16 protein-coding genes and 1 tRNA gene are annotated in these 15,262 nt (G+C 62.1%); 7 read left to right on the forward strand and 10 right to left on the reverse strand.

What is annotated here, in order from left to right:
• Positions 1–786, forward strand: a 786-nt coding sequence (locus VKZ87_RS03090; RefSeq protein ID WP_324219783.1) for an ABC transporter substrate-binding protein, incomplete at its 5' end; no start/stop codon positions are given.
• A gap of 65 nt (positions 787–851) precedes the next feature.
• Here the strand turns inward: VKZ87_RS03090 and VKZ87_RS03095 are convergent.
• The gene (locus tag VKZ87_RS03095) at positions 852–2,042 is read right to left on the reverse strand and encodes a hypothetical protein (protein WP_324219784.1); all 1,191 of its coding nucleotides are present in this window, start codon (positions 2,040–2,042) and stop codon (positions 852–854) included.
• 265 nt (positions 2,043–2,307) lie between these two features.
• On the opposite strand from VKZ87_RS03095, the gene VKZ87_RS03100 reads away from it, so the two are divergent.
• Positions 2,308–2,384, forward strand: a tRNA-Arg gene (locus VKZ87_RS03100).
• Positions 2,385–2,554: 170 nt separating this feature from the next.
• Here VKZ87_RS03100 and VKZ87_RS03105 read toward each other — a convergent pair.
• Genes VKZ87_RS03105 through VKZ87_RS03115 form a run of 3 tightly spaced genes read right to left on the reverse strand, consistent with a single transcriptional unit; the run spans position 2,555 to position 6,745 of the window.
• Entirely contained in the window at positions 2,555–4,417 is a 1,863-nt protein-coding gene (locus tag VKZ87_RS03105) for an ABC transporter ATP-binding protein/permease (protein WP_324219785.1), read from the reverse strand.
• On the reverse strand, positions 4,395–5,372 hold the full coding sequence (glk, locus tag VKZ87_RS03110) for a glucokinase (RefSeq protein ID WP_324219786.1): 978 nt from the start codon (positions 5,370–5,372) through the stop codon (positions 4,395–4,397). The genes VKZ87_RS03105 and glk overlap by 23 nt, the downstream gene beginning before the upstream one ends.
• Positions 5,369–6,745 (reverse strand): GH1 family beta-glucosidase, encoded by a 1,377-nt coding sequence (locus tag VKZ87_RS03115; RefSeq protein ID WP_324219787.1) that lies wholly within the window; start codon positions 6,743–6,745, stop codon positions 5,369–5,371. Before VKZ87_RS03115 ends, glk begins: the two co-directional genes overlap by 4 nt.
• Before the next feature lie 29 nt (positions 6,746–6,774).
• On the opposite strand from VKZ87_RS03115, the gene VKZ87_RS03120 reads away from it, so the two are divergent.
• The 3 genes from VKZ87_RS03120 to VKZ87_RS03130 all read left to right on the forward strand — a co-directional run bounded on the left by VKZ87_RS03120 (position 6,775) and on the right by VKZ87_RS03130 (position 8,780).
• Positions 6,775–7,872 (forward strand): hypothetical protein, encoded by a 1,098-nt coding sequence (locus VKZ87_RS03120; RefSeq protein ID WP_324219788.1) that lies wholly within the window; start codon positions 6,775–6,777, stop codon positions 7,870–7,872.
• 133 nt (positions 7,873–8,005) lie between these two features.
• Entirely contained in the window at positions 8,006–8,458 is a 453-nt protein-coding gene (locus VKZ87_RS03125) for an Hsp20/alpha crystallin family protein (protein ID WP_324219789.1), read from the forward strand.
• A 22-nt stretch (positions 8,459–8,480) separates the two neighbouring features.
• Positions 8,481–8,780: an alanine-zipper protein gene (locus tag VKZ87_RS03130; protein ID WP_324219790.1), complete on the forward strand. Its 300-nt coding sequence runs from the start codon at positions 8,481–8,483 to the stop codon at positions 8,778–8,780.
• A gap of 4 nt (positions 8,781–8,784) precedes the next feature.
• Here VKZ87_RS03130 and VKZ87_RS03135 read toward each other — a convergent pair whose 3' ends face one another.
• Entirely contained in the window at positions 8,785–9,720 is a 936-nt protein-coding gene (locus tag VKZ87_RS03135; RefSeq protein WP_324219791.1) for a L,D-transpeptidase family protein, read from the reverse strand.
• 2 nt (positions 9,721–9,722) lie between these two features.
• A complete protein-coding gene (locus VKZ87_RS03140; protein ID WP_324219798.1) occupies positions 9,723–10,706 on the reverse strand; it encodes a zinc-dependent alcohol dehydrogenase family protein in 984 nt (327 codons plus the stop codon).
• Between the two features lie 154 nt (positions 10,707–10,860).
• Between VKZ87_RS03140 and VKZ87_RS03145 the strand changes: the two genes are divergently transcribed.
• Positions 10,861–11,703 (forward strand): SDH family Clp fold serine proteinase, encoded by an 843-nt coding sequence (locus VKZ87_RS03145; RefSeq protein ID WP_324219792.1) that lies wholly within the window; start codon positions 10,861–10,863, stop codon positions 11,701–11,703.
• Position 11,704: 1 nt separating this feature from the next.
• On the opposite strand, the gene VKZ87_RS03150 is transcribed toward VKZ87_RS03145, so the two are convergent.
• Both VKZ87_RS03150 and VKZ87_RS03155 read right to left on the reverse strand, forming a co-directional pair.
• Entirely contained in the window at positions 11,705–12,532 is an 828-nt protein-coding gene (locus tag VKZ87_RS03150; RefSeq protein ID WP_324219793.1) for a universal stress protein, read from the reverse strand.
• Positions 12,533–12,549: 17 nt separating this feature from the next.
• Entirely contained in the window at positions 12,550–12,921 is a 372-nt protein-coding gene (locus VKZ87_RS03155) for a hypothetical protein (protein ID WP_324219794.1), read from the reverse strand.
• A gap of 322 nt (positions 12,922–13,243) precedes the next feature.
• On the opposite strand from VKZ87_RS03155, the gene VKZ87_RS03160 reads away from it, so the two are divergent.
• Positions 13,244–14,014, forward strand: coding sequence for a Crp/Fnr family transcriptional regulator (locus VKZ87_RS03160; protein WP_324219795.1), 771 nt, complete (start codon positions 13,244–13,246; stop codon positions 14,012–14,014).
• A 45-nt stretch (positions 14,015–14,059) separates the two neighbouring features.
• Here the strand turns inward: VKZ87_RS03160 and VKZ87_RS03165 are convergent, their stop codons facing one another.
• Both VKZ87_RS03165 and VKZ87_RS03170 read right to left on the reverse strand, forming a co-directional pair.
• Positions 14,060–14,443, reverse strand: a complete 384-nt coding sequence (locus VKZ87_RS03165) for a hypothetical protein (protein WP_324219796.1) — start codon at positions 14,441–14,443, stop codon at positions 14,060–14,062.
• Positions 14,444–14,535: 92 nt separating this feature from the next.
• The gene (locus tag VKZ87_RS03170; protein WP_324219797.1) at positions 14,536–14,979 is read right to left on the reverse strand and encodes a DUF2267 domain-containing protein; all 444 of its coding nucleotides are present in this window, start codon (positions 14,977–14,979) and stop codon (positions 14,536–14,538) included.
• Positions 14,980–15,262: the final 283 nt, after the last annotated feature.

Raw genomic sequence — 15,262 nt, forward strand, 5'->3', positions numbered from 1 at the left:
GATATCGACGCGATCCCGATCGGCATTACCGGCGAGAACGTGCCGCAGTTCGAGAAGGACAAGCGCTTCAAGGTGACCATCGGCTCGACGGAAGGCGAGACGATGCTGATCCTCAACAACAAGCGCAAGCCACTGGACAACGTGAAGGTCCGTCGCGCGATCAGTCATGCCCTGGATCGCAAGGCCATTATCGAAGGGGTGAATTCCGGCTACGGCAAGCCGATCGGCAGCCATTTTCCGCCGCATGACCCGGCCTATGTCGATCTGACGGGCATGTATCCCTACGATCCGGCCAAGGCGAGGGCACTGCTCAAGGAAGCGGGCATCAGCAACCTGGAGCTCTCGCTCAAGCTGCCGCCGCCGGCCTATGCGCGGCGGAGCGGCGAGATCATCGCGGCCCTGCTGGCCGATATCGGCATCACGGCGAAGCTGGAGAATGTCGAATGGGCGCAGTGGCTCGACACGGCCTTCAAGAACAAGAATTTCGACATGACGATCGTCAGCCATGTCGAGCCCAACGACTACGTCAAATATGCCGAGCCAGACTATTACTACCAGTATGACAACAAGGAGGTTCAGGCGCTGATCGCCAAGGCCGGCTCGACCCTCGACAAGGCCGAGCGGACCAAGGCACTGCAGGACATGCAGCGCAAGATTGCCGAGGATGCCGTGAATGGCTTCCTGTACAATCTGCCGCGCATCGGCGTCTACAAGGCCGGCGTCACGGGCTTCTGGGTCAACGCCCCGATCTTCGTGAACGACCTCTCGGCCGTTTCCTGGCAGTAGCGCCGCTCAGGCCAAGAAAAAACCCGCCGAAAGGCGGGTTTTTTTATTTGGCGTTTCGTCCGTCTTCAGCGGACGAAGACATGCACTTCGTTGGCCGCGGACTGGGCATTGCTGGCTGCGGCCACGTTCACGCGGCTGGCGGGCAGGCCCATATCGGCGAGCGAACGCAGCACCCGGTCGGCATTGCGCCGCGCCTGATTCTGGTTGCTGGCGGCCTGCGCCTGACTGCCGCCGGCCGCCACGGCGACCACGTCGAACATCGCGTTCGGCTTGCGGGCCAGCGCCTGCGACACGGCGTTGTAGAGTGCCTGCTGGTAGGGGACATCGGCGCGGTCGAAGCGGATGACCACCAGCGGGGTACGGCCATCGGTGCTGACCGGCATCGCCGTATCGGCGGCGGCAAACTGCTGTGCGCCGGCAAAATAGGTGGCGCGGTTGCCGAGCGCCGGGCCGAGCAGCTCGCCCTGCTTGATGGCGGCCGAGAGCGTGGTCAGGTTGGTCCGCTCGCTGCCGATATAGTTGGTCTGGCGGGCGACATCCTGGCTGAGCTCCCCCAGCAGGCGGTCGATCAGGACGACGGTCTTGGCGGTTTCATCCTCCAGGACGGCCAGCTGGCGATGGTCTTCGTCGATCGCGCCGGACAGGCTGTAGGTCGACTTGATGGACTGCAGCAGATAGGTCGCCATGGCCGAGTCGGCTGCCACCTGATTACCCAGGCTGCTCAGCTGGTTGACGTCGGCGGCCATCTGGTCGAGCTGGGTCTGGGCCTGGTTCCACTGGCTGATCAGGATCGGATTGCCCGGCGTGGTGCCCATCTGCAGGCGGGTGCTGACCGCGGCGACCAGCCCGTGATAGCGCTGGGAATTCTGTGTCGCCTGGTTGCGGACATTCTGCAGGGCCTGGTTCCGCTGGGTGACCTGCTGCTGCAGCTGGGCCAGTTCGCCCCGCATCTGCTGGACCTTCTGGCCGACGAAGGTGCCCGTTGCCTGACCGGGGGTGACGCCCGGGACGACGAAATTGGTGCTGCCCATGGTGGGCGGGCTGAGGGTCGGCTGCGGGTTGGCCTCGGCAGGAGAGGCCGGAATCTGCTGCGCCATCGGCGCCGGAGGGCTGCCGGCCGGATCCTCGCCGGTCAGGGACGGCCACAATTCGTCCGAAACATAGGAGCAGCCCGAAAGCAGCAGGCCGGCCGCCCACACCCCCGCGGCAGCCATGCCGAGGCGCCGCGGCGCCGGATTACGAACGAAATGTGCCATGCCGCGCTGTCCCGCGTTGCTATTGTCGTGACTTGTCATGCTGGCCTGAGGCCCCCCGTTTGCACATGGTGCTGCCGTCGCGGCGCGACGGACTCCCACACCCTCTGCTAACGCCGCCATTCTAGGGGTGGGCCGGACCGCCCGCAAGCTTCATCTGTGAGTAGAATCCGAGGCTTGCGGCCAATCACAGGAGCCTTCCCGAGGCCCTTGCGCCGGGAGGGCGAATTGAGTAGGTTCCGCCCCCGTTGCGGTACTACCGCGTTGCGCGCTCGTAGCTCAGCTGGATAGAGCACCAGACTACGAATCTGGGGGTCAGGAGTTCGAATCTCTTCGAGCGCGCCATTTTCTCCAAATCCTGGCCGGAAACCCGGTCCAGCAGCCCTTCCACCCCGATCAGCTCAGGTGTCGGAGGCGGGAGTTTCGAGCTGCTTTGGCTCCTTCGGGCAGCCGGGGCCTTGCCGGACCATGCCGGATCCAGGCCCATCGCATTCCACGGATAGAGCGCGACAAGGTTAATTGCCGCCGAACCCAGCCTTGGTCCAGTTCAGGAGCTTGCCCATCAGATTCTGGCGCTGAGGCCCGAAATCGTTGTCCCGCCCGGAGCCAGGCAGGTCCTGCATCACGACATCTCCGGCAGAGCTGCGATTGATTGTGATTCGTCTGGTGAATATCTCGCTCTCCCACGGGCGCGGATCGGCAACAATGATGGTTGCCATCGGAAGCCGCTCGGCCAGCATCAGGATCGTTTTCTGCTCGGCAGCCTCGGTCATCGCAGAAGTCGCCCGGTCCATCAGAATCCACTCGGGATGATGCAGCAGGAGGCGGGCGACACCGATCTGCTGCACTTCCTGGGGCGACAATGCCTGCTCCCAGTCGGCCGTCCCATCAATGCGGCCGAGCAGGTAGCCCAGCCCGACATCCGTCAGACACTGTTCAATTGCTCCGGCGTGGTCGGCTTCGGTGCGGGCGGGGTAGGAAACCACCTGCCGCAGGGTGCCGCCGGGCAGGTAAGGCGTGGCGGGCGAAACGAAGATTTGCCCTGCGGGGAGGACGATCTCGCCCGAGCCCCAGGGCCAGACTCCACCAATGGCCTTGCACAGCACGGCGATTGTCCGCGCATCGCCCGAAAGCATGACCCGTTCGCCGGCGCTGATCTCCAGATCCGGCACTCTGGTTATCGGGCGGCCATCCGGCTCGGTGAGGGTCAGATGTCGCAACTGAAGGCATTTCGTCAGGCCTGCGGTTCTGGTGATATGCGCGAACTCGCCGGACACGGTTCCCGCAGTCCGCAGATCGGCATCCAGGGCGATAATCCGTTCCAGCGAGGCCCGCAATTCGGCCAGGCGGGCAAAGTTGTCCACCGGCCATGAGAGCGCTCCGGTCGCCTGCTGGAATGCCTGCGCGGTCTGCATCAGACCGCCGAGGGAAATCTCTCCGGCGAGAAATCGCGGCGCGCTCACCAGAATGGGAAAGAAGCCGGCAAGCGTGCTGTATGCCGATGTAAACAGGATTAGCCGCTGCAGGCCCTGGGTCTGGCTCCGCCAGGCAGCGGCAACCGCATCAAACAGTTTTGACAGTGACCTGCGTTCGTCGCTTTCGCTGCGCGCCATGGCAATGGATTCTGCATTGTCGCGGCCGCGGACAAGGCCGTATCGGAAATTGGCTTCGACCGTCTGACGCCAGTCAGCGGCGTGGACGAGATGGCGGCCGATATACGTGGCAAGCAGTGATCCGGCGCCGGCATAAAGGAAGGCCAGCCATACCATGTGCCCCGACAGCAGAAACGTGACGCTGCCGATCTCGAAGCTGATTACCCCCGACAGAGTCCAGAGAATCGCAACGAAGCTGACCAGAAGCAGCACACAGTAAAACAGAGAGTTGGCAAGCTCGACAGCGGCCTCGGTGGCGATCCGGACATCTTCCGCGATCCGCGCATCGGGATTGCCGAGGCCGCCGGCCGTGGCTTCGAGCCGGAACTGGTTGCCGTCATGCATCCAGGCCGCGATCATGCTCTCGGAGAGGGATTGCCGCCATTCCAGCTGGATCGATCGCTTTGTACGCAGATGAATGGCGTTGACCAGCATGGTGCTGATGACGATGCCGGCGAAGATTCCCATCTGGGCCAGCAACGCGGAGCCGCTGCGCTGTTCGACGGCGTTGAAAAGATCTGCGCTCCAGAGGTTCAGCCGGATGGCGAGGGTGACCTGCAGGACGCCCAGCGCGAGAATGGCGCCGGTCAGCGCCCATGCTCGCAGGCGGCGGTCGCCATTCCAGTAAGGAGCGGCAAGGCCGAAGAAGCCGCGCATGACCATCGTAAGGGTCATGGCGGCGTGCGCGTCGCCATAGGCTGGTTCACGAGCCTGTTGTTCGCTCACAGTCGTTTTCCTGCGCCACCATTGCCTGCAACCCAATCATGGCCGGGTTCGGACACGTGATCGCAAAAACCGGTATCCGGGCCAGATAGTTTTTGAAGCGGCCTTTCGCTTGAAATCTCTCCCGGAAGGCGGATTTTTCCAGCCGATCGATCATATGCGGCACAATGCCGCCGCCGATGTAGACGCCGCCCGTCGCCGCAAATGTCAGTGCGGCGTTTCCGGCGAAGCTGCCGAGGAAACCGCAGAACAGTTCCAGTGCCTCGGCGCAGTACTGGCAGCTTCCGTCGCGCGCAGCCGCAACGATTGCGGCCGATGTGCGGGAAGCAGGCATTTCCCCGGCCAGACCGGTGACCGCTTCATAGAGGTTGCGCAGCCCTGGGCCGGACACAACGCGTTCGGCGGATACATGCCCCCATTTCGCACGCAGGAAGGCCAGGACGGCGTCTTCGCGGGCGTTGGAACCGGCCATGGTCATGTGGCCGCCCTCGCTGGACAGTACGATCCCGCCCGAACCCTGTCTTACAAGACAGGCGACGCCCAGGCCCGTGCCAGGGCCCACCACGACTTTCGGACCGGTGGCAGTCCGCGAACCACTCAGTCCGTGCAAATCGGAGTCCTGCAATCTGTCGAGAGACCAGGCCAGGGCGGCGAAGTCGTTAACGAGGCGGACAGAGTTCACCGAAAAGTCCTGCGACAGGGCTTCGGCGTTGATCACCCACCCGCTATTGGTCATGACAACACGCGATCCCTCTACCGGGCCGGCAACGGCGAGGACCATGCTCCCGATAGCCGCGCCACTTGTCAGCAGGAATTCGTCGATTGCAGAGGCCGGACTACTATACCCGGCCACCGGCAACGTGATCACCGGCCCCAGTCCGTCAGCATCGAGGACGGCAAAACGCGCGTTCGTGCCGCCGATATCGCCGAGCAGAATTCCGCCGGGTGCTGCAGTCATGGCTTCGGGGGGGTGTGCGGGTCAGTCGCGCGGGCGGCAGCATCGGAGGCAATATGCGCAGCGTACCAGTGATAGGAATCCTTCGGGATCCGACGCAGGGTGGAATAGTCGACATAGACGAGGCCGAACCGGTCCCGGTAACCGGATCCCCATTCGAAATTGTCAAGCAGCGACCATACGAAGTAGCCGCGGATGTCTGCGCCTCGCGCGCGCGCCTCCTGCATCGCGCCGATATAGGCGTCGAGATAGGCGATGCGATCGCCATCGGCCACACGGCCCTGGGCGTCGGGAGCATCCTTCCCGCCGGTGCCGTTTTCCGTGACATAAACCGGCAGCCGGTAGCGCTCCGAGACGGCAATCAGCGTGTCCCGGAATGCTTCCGGCTGTACGTGCCAGCCAACGCCGGAATGTGGCAGATCGGGTGGCGGGCCGGCCCAGGCAAACCCCAGAACGCCTGTCTGGTCGGCCCGGGCATAGATGGGCGAATAGTGGTTCAGACCGAACCAGTCAATCGGCCTGCTCATGGCGGCAAGATCCCCTGGCAGGGTATATGGTGCCAGCTCATCTGCCAGCCGCTCCGGGTAATAGCCAAGCATCTGCGGATCCGGGAATGCCCGGTTCCAGTAGAGATCAAGAGTAGCGGCAGCGGCCTGGTCTTCCGGCTTGTCGCTTGCGGCATGACAGGGTTGCAGATTGTGGATAACGCCGATCTTGGCGTCCCTGACTGCCCCCCGCAGCGCATCCACGGCTGCACCATGCGCAAGGTTGACGTGATGCACGCTGCGCAGGAAGGCCTGCCTGTCGGTCAGTCCCGGTGCCTGCCAGCCAAAGGCATAGCCGAACAGCGAGAAGACCCCGGGTTCGTTGAAAGTTGCGAAACGCTTGACGCGGTCTCCATAGCGGTGACCGACGAGCGTAGCGTAGTCGGCGAACCAGCCGACGCTATCACGATGGGGCCAGCCGCCCTCGTCATCGAGAGCCTGCGGCAGGTCCCAATGATACAAACAGATCCAAGGCTCGATTCCAGCGGCAAGCAGTTCATCGATTAGTCTGTCATAGAAGGTTGCTCCAAGCGGGTTCAGTTTGCCACGGCCGCGTGGCAACAGCCTCGGCCATGAGATCGAGAACCGGTAGGCATTCACGCCAAGATCGCGGAGCAGGGCGACATCCTCGACATAACGATGATAATGGTCGCAGGCGATGTCGCCCGTGTCGCCGTTGGCAATCTTCCCCTTCTGGCGACAGTAGGTGTCCCAGATGCTTGGGCCGCGCCCGTCAGCCGTGGCAGCTCCCTCGATCTGGTAGGCCGAAGTTGAGGCACCCCAGACAAACGGTTCGTCTGACTTTGCCGATTTGCGGTATTGTTCTCGCATTCTACCGTTCCGTCTTGGAGGGGGTGTCCATGGACAAGATCGTGGCATCGGTTTCGGACGGCCATGTCGCGGCCATCCTGAGGGATGCCCCGGCTGTTTCGCTCCACCCAGAGGAGTTGCCCCGGACGGATGGCAATAGCCCGATTCTGGTAGAGACCGACGGCATCACGGTTTTTTACTCCCATTACGTTCCCAAAGGGCATTCCTACCGCCGAAGGGGTGGGGCGCACTTTGACTTCCATCAAGATCCTGTGCCGATCCGGTTCCTGGATGATCGCGATCCCAGCACCGGGAAGTGGATTGAGGCGGTATGGCCGGGAAATGGGGAACTCTACGGGCTGTATCATGCTGAAGTTCCAGCTCCCTGTGAGCGACACCTGTTCCTGCCGGAGATCGGCATGGCGCGCTCGCTCGATGGGGGGCTGAGCTGGGTTGGGTCGCATACCGTCCTGCGAGCCCCGCCCAGTCAGACCGACTGCAGCTACCGGAACGGATTTTTCGCAGGTGGTTTTGGCGACCTTTCCGCGCTGCCCGACCGGGAGCGGAAGTTCGTATATATGGGCTTCACCAGTTTTGTGGCTGACGAGGGCGCGCAGGGGATCTGCATGGCGCGTTTTGAGTATGCCGACCCCTTCGGGCCGGCCGAGCTCTGGTCGGCTGCAGGCTGGTCGCGATCGGCAGGTGACATGCTGCCGGCGCCTCTTTGGCCGATGGTGCGTGGCTGGCGTCATGCCGATCCGGATGGATTCTGGGGGCCGGCGCTGCATTACAATCGGCAGATCGATGCTTATGTGATGCTGCTCAATCACACGGCCGGCGGCGATGGGAACCTTGTTCAGGAGGGGATCTACTTTTCCGTCTGCAGGGATCTCGCCGATCCTCGCGGCTGGAGCCGGCCCGTGATGCTGGTCTCCGGGGGAGCCTGGTATCCGCAGGCGGTGGGCCTGGAGCCGGGGTGCAGCGATACGCGCGTCAATGGCCGGGGACGTTTTTTCATGGCCGGCTATTCAGCATGGACAATCGAATTCACCCTGACGCCCATGATGAGCCCTCCGCTGGGGCCGCTTCGTCCCGATCAGGTGATGTTCCAGGCATTGTTCGGAACCCGACACGCAGCACCGTGGTGACGATGCGCCGAAGTGGGATCCGCGCGGCGCGTCACATGAAATCAGGGTATGTCTTGACACAAATTAATATCGGAATCTCTCCGCCGGGTAGGATTGGCCTGCATGTTCGATTTGCCTTTTATGGAGATGTCCAATGAGCAGGAACCTGATTCCGAGCAACCCGATGGAGTTACTGCATAAGGAGGTCGACCGCCTGTTTGGCGGTTTCTTCAACGACTTCTCGCTGCCGACCCTGCATGGGGAAAACGGCAGCCTGATGCCGAAAATCAATCTGAATGAGACGGACAAGGAATACCGTCTTGAGGCGGAAATGCCCGGCATTCCCAGTTCCGACGTGCAGGTGACCGTGGAGAACGGCGTTCTCACCATCAAGGGGGAGAAGAAGGCTGAAAAGGAAGAGAAGGACAGGAGCTACATCCGGGTCGAGCGGTCTTACGGCAGCTACCAGCGTTCGTTCGTTCTGCCGGACAATATCGACGAGGCGAAGATCTCGGCGTCCGGCAAGGATGGGGTGCTGACCGTGCTGCTCCCGAAGAAGGAGGGCGCGGCGCGCGCCGCCAAGAAGATCGAAGTCAAGCCGGCGTAGGTCCTCAAGCGGGAGATTCCCCATGAACAAGATTGCCAGATCGGCTGTAGCGTTCGTCCTGCCGGCGGTGTTGTTGGCCGCATGCGCGGCACAGCTGAGCCCGGAGGATCGGGCTGCGCTGGAGCAGGTTCGTGCGACAGCGGAAGCGGCGCGGTCAGAGGCCGCGAGCGCAAACCGCGCGGCACAGAATGCAGCGGAGGCTGCGCGCAGCTCGGAAGCGAAGGCGTCGGCCGCTGCCGATGCAGCCGCGCGGTCGGCTGCAGACGCGCGGCAGGCAAGTGAACGCGCGGAGCGGATGTTTGCCCGCTCGCAGCGAAAATAGGTTCCTATCGGGACTTGGAGGGTGAAAGCACCGGTAGCCGGTCGATGCGGACCGGCACGCCGGTGCGTCGCCAAGCCGCCTCAGCGACAAGATCCCATTCAATCCGTTTCCGTAGTGCGGGCCCAACGGTTTCCTGCAGCAATGCTGGCAACTCGACCGGGTCGTTCGGACGGAAATCGCCGCTGATTTCCAGATCGGCAGCCTGGTCGGCATCGGGATGAATCTCCAGCATCAATGCATGACCGGCCCAGCCGATTTTGACCGGCTGGTAGACAACATTGACGGGCAGCCCGGGGATGACATCCGGGTACAGTTCCCTGATGTCGAACTCGTACAGGCGGAAGCAGCCATGGCTCACGCGGCGTCCTATGCCGTAGGGGCGATTGGTCCCATGTATGACCATGGCCGGCCAGCCGAGATACAGGGCCATGGATCCCAGCGGATTGTCGGGGCCCGGGCCGACCGATGACGGGAGATCAGGCCTTTCCGCCCGGATGGAGGGCGGGGGAAACCAGATCGGGTTTGTCTGTTTCCGTACGACCGCTGTTTGCCCGAGCACGATTCCGGTATTCTCCGCGGCCACGCCGATCGGGTAGCTTCGCGGTTGACCCGACGCCGGGAAGAAATACAGCCGCTGATCCGCGATGTTGATCACAATCCCCCGCCGCTTGGCCCGGGGCAGGACATGCTGCAGTGGAAGGAGGATTCGTGTGTCCGGTGGCGGCTGCCATGGATCGATGCCCCGGTTTGCCGCAACCAGTTCCGTGTAGCCGAGGTCGTAACGGATTGCGAGATCGGCCAGCGTGTCTTCCGGTTCAGCGACATGGTACCGAAGCTCGCCTATGACATCGGCCTGCGGCCGCTCCGGCTTTGCGAAGACGGCATTGGGCAGAAGGGACTGCGCGACCAGATGCATCAGAAATTCGCGCCGCAGATACATGGTCAGACTTTTCGCATGGTCAGGACAGCGGCGCCGTTGATCCGGCCCGCGCGCAGGTCGGCAAGCGCCTCGTTCGCATGCTCCAGGTCGTAAGGAACCGGATGGATAGTTACCGGAACGGCCTCAAGCAGTTGGAAGAACGCCACCGCATCGCGCCGCGTCAGGTTTGCCACAGAGGAGATGCTTCGCTCGCCCCACAGAAGCCGATACGGGAATGTCGGGATGTCGGACATGTGGATTCCGGCGCACACCACCCGTCCCCCCTTGCGCACCGCGGAGAGCGCTAGCGGAACCAGTTCCCCGACCGGCGCAAAGATGATGGCGGCGTCGAGCGGGACGGGCGGCAGGGCGGTGGATGGACCGGCCCAGGATGCGCCAAGCTGGAGGGCAAACCCCTGGGCAAGGCCGTCGCCCTCACGGGTGAATGCGAATACCATGATTCCCTGTGAAACCGCCACCTGGACGAGAATGTGGGCGGCAGCCCCGAAGCCGTATATTCCCAGCGTCTCGACCGGGCCGGCGAGGCGAAACGCGCGATAGCCGATCAGTCCGGCGCAAAGGAGAGGGGCGGCCGCCACATCGTCGATATTGCGGGGAAGGAGAAAGCAGTATCGATGGTCAGCTACCGCGAACTCGGCATAGCCGCCGTCCGTGTCGTACCCGGTGAACCGGGCCTGATCGCAGAGATTTTCATCGCCCGCAAGGCAGCGGTGACATGCGCCACAGGCCCATGCGAGCCAGGGTATGCCGACCCTGTCACCGATGCTGAACCCGCTGACTTCAGGCCCGAGCGCGACGACCCGGCCGACAATCTCATGGCCCGGAACCAGCGGAAGCTTCGGTTCCGCAAGCTCGCCATCCAGAATGTGCAGGTCGGTACGGCACACGCCGCAGGCCGCCACCTTGATCACAACCTGTCCCGGGCCGGCGCTGGGATCTGGAACCTCGGCGCAGATCAGCGGCTGACGGGCGGCGCGAAACTGCATTGCACGCACGGCATTCTCCTTTGCGCTGAAGATAAATGCGTGGCCTGCCGGAATCTTGATTTGTATCAACGTCGGGTAAAGCCGGACATTCTAGCTTGCATTCATACCGGATACATCGCAGCGTTCAGCGGGACGCATCCACTGGCGAAAGATCATGAGTCTGACCGACCTTTTCTGGCTGTTTTTTCTGGCCACGGCCCTGGAACCCATGCTGCGGCAGAGGATACTGCTGCTGATGCGCGCGCGTAAGATCGCCCAGTTGCAGGCCCGGCGTGGCAGCCGGGTGATCACGCTGGTCCACCGGCAGGAAACGATGCGTCTGCTGGGATTTCCTCTCGTCCGCTACATCGATATTGACGATGCCGAAGAAGTGATCCGGGCCATTGAGGAGACTGACAGTCACACGCCAATCGACATCATCCTCCACACACCGGGCGGTCTCGTCATCGCTTCACTGCAGATTGCTGCTGCCCTCCGCCGGCGAAAAGGCCGCGTGACCGCCTTCGTGCCGCATCTGGCGCTCTCCGGCGGCACGTTGATCGCCCTGGCGGCAGACGAGATCGCCATGGCCCCGACCGCCATGCTGGGGCCCATCGATCCCCAAATCGACGGCCTTCCAGCTGCCTCCATTGCCCGGGTTGTCCGCGACAAGCCCGTTGCGGAAATCGACGACAGAACGCTGATCCTCGCCGATCTGGGCGAGAAGGCCACCGCCCAACTGCGCAAGGCCGCAGGCGAGCTGCTCTCCCGCCATATGGAGCCGGCGCAGGCAGCTGAGCTGGCCGATCAGCTCAGTCGTGGCGAATGGACGCACGATTATCCGATCAGAGCGGATGAGGCACTGGCGCTTGGCCTGCCGGTTACAACGTCACTTCCGGATGAAGTCCGGGAGCTGATGAGGCTCTATCCGCAGCCGGTCCGTACCACGCCGACCGTTGAATACAGTCCGGTTCCGGCACCGCGCCAGCCGAAATCAAGACGCGCCGTCCTGCCCTGATCTAGTGCGAGAAAAGGACAGGCTGGAACATTGCGCCGAGCATCTGTCGGGTGACGCCGCCAAGGACGGCCTCCCAGAGGCGCGGATAGCCGTAACCGCCCATCACGATCAGATCGGCGCCAATATCCATGGCGCGCGACTGGATCAGCGGGAAAGCCTGATCGTCGGGTGCGACGAAGGGCTCGACGGTGACCTTTACGCCGTGGCGGGACAGGTGTGTTGAAATATCCGCTCCGGCAATCCGGTTCGCAACGGGATCCTGGGTGACCTCCAGCACCGTCACTCCGTGGGCCTTCTGAAGTAGCGGCAGCGCATCGGCCACGGCGCGGGCGGCCGGCGCCGATGCTTTCCAGGCGATGAGGATCTGCTGCCCGAAGGTGGTGTAGGGACACTCCTTCGGAACAACGATTACAGGTCTGCCCGATGTTACGATGACCCTGCCCGCGTCCGGTCCGACCGGCGGGCGCAGGTCGATTCCTAGCGGCGACTGGCCGATGACGATCAGGTCGCTGTAGTACCCATGCAGATTAAGCAGGTCGTTCGCGCTGCCTTCTGCCTCCCGCCATTCAATAGGCAGGCCGTATCGCGCACTCACCTCGTCGACCAGTTTTCGCGCCAGACCGGCCCGCTCCTCTTCGGCTTCGTGCTGCAGGGCAATGACGGTCGCCGCAACACTGGTGCCGGTTACATCCGCGGGAATGACGGGTGGCCGGCGGATGTGCAATGCAGTGAGGTGGGCCTGGTGCAAGGCGGCAAGGCCCGCGGCATAGCCCAGCCGGCTGGAAGCCTCGGGCGTGGAATCCACATGTACGACAATATCGCGCAGCATCTCCGGTCCTCCGATGATCAGGGTATGGGCAGGACTTTGGTCACCCGAAATGTATGCATGTCGCCATCTGGCTCCTTCACCGAGACATACTCGCCCGGCCGGAGGACATGCGCATCCAGGCGGAAGACGGTTTCATCGTCGTCATCTGAGAGGGGATCGTAGGAAAACGCCCAAGCTCCGGATCCGGTATGTATGAGCATACCGTGGAGGTCAGCCCCATCCGGCTTGAATTGCCGCACGGTGCACCGTTTCTTCGACCTGTGCCATTCATCCGGGGAGAACCGGCCCGCCTCATTCAGGGGCGCAATGAACTCATAGCCTTGCCGCGGGTCTCCTTCCGGATGGTCTTTCTCACGCGCCAGTTCCAGGCGGATCATCTTCAGCGCCACGTCTCTTCTCCTTGCTTTTTCCCATTCTGAGGGCTTCCCGTGACGCTGCATTGATGCGGATCAAGGAAAGGGTGTGCCTGACAGGATAAAACAACGGAGATTTCTGAAGGCAGTGTCCCGTCAACGGGCATAACACGTTATTCAGTATCCGGACTGAGACGTCATGATTGTCACAGACACCAGTACAGGTGGGTTGCGCAAAGGGCGGTCTGCCAAGATAACTCCCAAAATAACTCTGCGTGACGGAGAAAATCGGAACTGGCATAATCGAAAGAGGGGAGGGACGGAAGGCTCGCCGGATCGGGCCGGGATGAGGTTGTCCATGATCTCGCCGCTCTTTCGTTGCTCGAAATGCCTTGCCAGAACCACCGCTTTCTGCGGGGCGATGCGATCAGCCAGCGAACTTGGCGCACTTGAAACAGCGCGTTTGGGAACCCGGAAGATCCGCGCCGGTGAAACCGTGTTTCACCAGCAGGACGACGTGGACAAGGTTTACATCGTCCTGTCAGGCTGGGTTTACCTCTACCACCTGCTTGACGACGATCGCCGGCAGATTACCCGGTTTGCCATGCGCGGGGACAGTTTTGGCGTAATAGCGCCTGGCAGGCACCGTGTCGATTTCGGCGCAGAAGCAATGGCCGACACCACGATTTGCGTTCTGTCCAACAGCCAGATTGCCGGCTTGCGCGAGCGCCATCCGGCCTTCTGTGACAGCCTCTTCGAACAGATAGAGGCTGACGAGTATGCGATGATGGACCTGCTCACGACGGTCGGGCGCAGAAATGCCGCGGAGCGCGTGGCCTTTCTGCTGAATTTCATCTATCAGCGCGCTCTTTCCCGTGGTTTGGCGGACGAATCTGGAAGTGTACAGTTCCCGGCATCCCAGATCGTTCTGGCCGATGCCCTCGGTCTGACTGCCGTCCATGTGAATCGCGTGCTACGCAGTTTGCGCGAGTCCGGAATCCTGCAGCTCTCGCGGGGAAGGTTGACCATCCAGAGTAGGGAGCGCCTGGCCGGGCTGCTCCACATCAGTGAAACTTACCCGGCGCATCGCCACGGTCGTGAGCCCACTCACCGCGTAGGCACAGGTTAGCGGCTTTTGCGGCGTGATTGCCGCCAGATGCGCCCCGATATTGCCTCAGGCTTTGGCCTTCTGATGTTCTTTCGCCGTTGACTGCGGTGCCTCGACGAGGCCGTTCTGCACGACTTGTGCAGCCTCACCCATACATTCCTGACATTCCCGCATGTCCGCCGCGACCCGTTCCCAGCTGCCTTTCAGCCATTCCTCGCAGAAAGTCGGAATCTTCGCGGCGTCACCGTTGGAAGACAGAATTTTCTTCGTGGTGTCGAGAGCAGTTTCCGCCGCGCGCTGGCGTCGCTGGAGCCAGTGCGACAGAAAGTTGCCGTAGATGTTTGTCAGCCGTTGCTGCACCGCCCAGTACCGCTCCGTCTGATTCAATGCTGCCTGGAAGAGCTGGCTGTTGCCTGTCCAGAGCTCCGGCTTCCGCTGTTCCTCGTCCATGCTGATGTCCTCCTTTGCCACCGGCTCCATGGTAAGGCAGCCGCTCGTCCGGAATGTTGATCTGGATAAAGGCGGGGCGGGAGTGAATGCATCTATGGGTCCGGATTCCCGGTCAGCCAGAGCTTCTGCAGGGATGGTGGCAGCATCCGGATAAGCTTTTCACCGCTGCTTTCGTCAATGCCGTCCAGAATGGTGTCGATCACCGCGGTAACCATTTCCTCGATGTCAGAAAGGTCATGGGCAAAGGGTCCCAGTTCAGTTTCGAGAATCCCGAGAGCGTGCTCCCGCGCCACGCGGAGTTCGTGGCTGGGCCGCCACCCTTCGTAGTACAGGCCACGTATCAGCATGGGCAGATGATTCGAGAACTGTACGGCATGTTCCGTTGGAAGGCAGTCGCGAATGATATGCAGAACGACGCGTAAAACCGAGAAGGCCCGCTGCTGGTCATCCGTCTTCAGACGATCCATGATTCTGCGAAGCCAGAAATTGGTTTCGTGGATGGTTCTGTCGATGACAGTGACACCGCTGACTGACATGACCCCGTCGTTCCCCTCGCCGGGTCCTTCCTGCCCTTAAATTCCCAGGACGGCGCTAACGTAAATCAATTGATTGTGCGTTTTCCCGAGACGGGGCGATTGTGCGAGGGCATTGAATTTGACGTTCCGCGTGGGTTGGGGAAGGCCCAGTTATTAACTCAGATCAAAGCCGTCGGCGCAAATGGCGTTCAGACTGCATAAATCGAGAAGGAGATTTCCGATGCTGGTTGGCGAAATCATGTCCAGGCCCGTGGTTACCGTCAAAGCCGATACGACCGTCAAG

It is taken from the genome of Ferrovibrio sp., assembly GCF_035304305.1.
Taxonomy (GTDB): domain Bacteria; phylum Pseudomonadota; class Alphaproteobacteria; order Ferrovibrionales; family Ferrovibrionaceae; genus Ferrovibrio.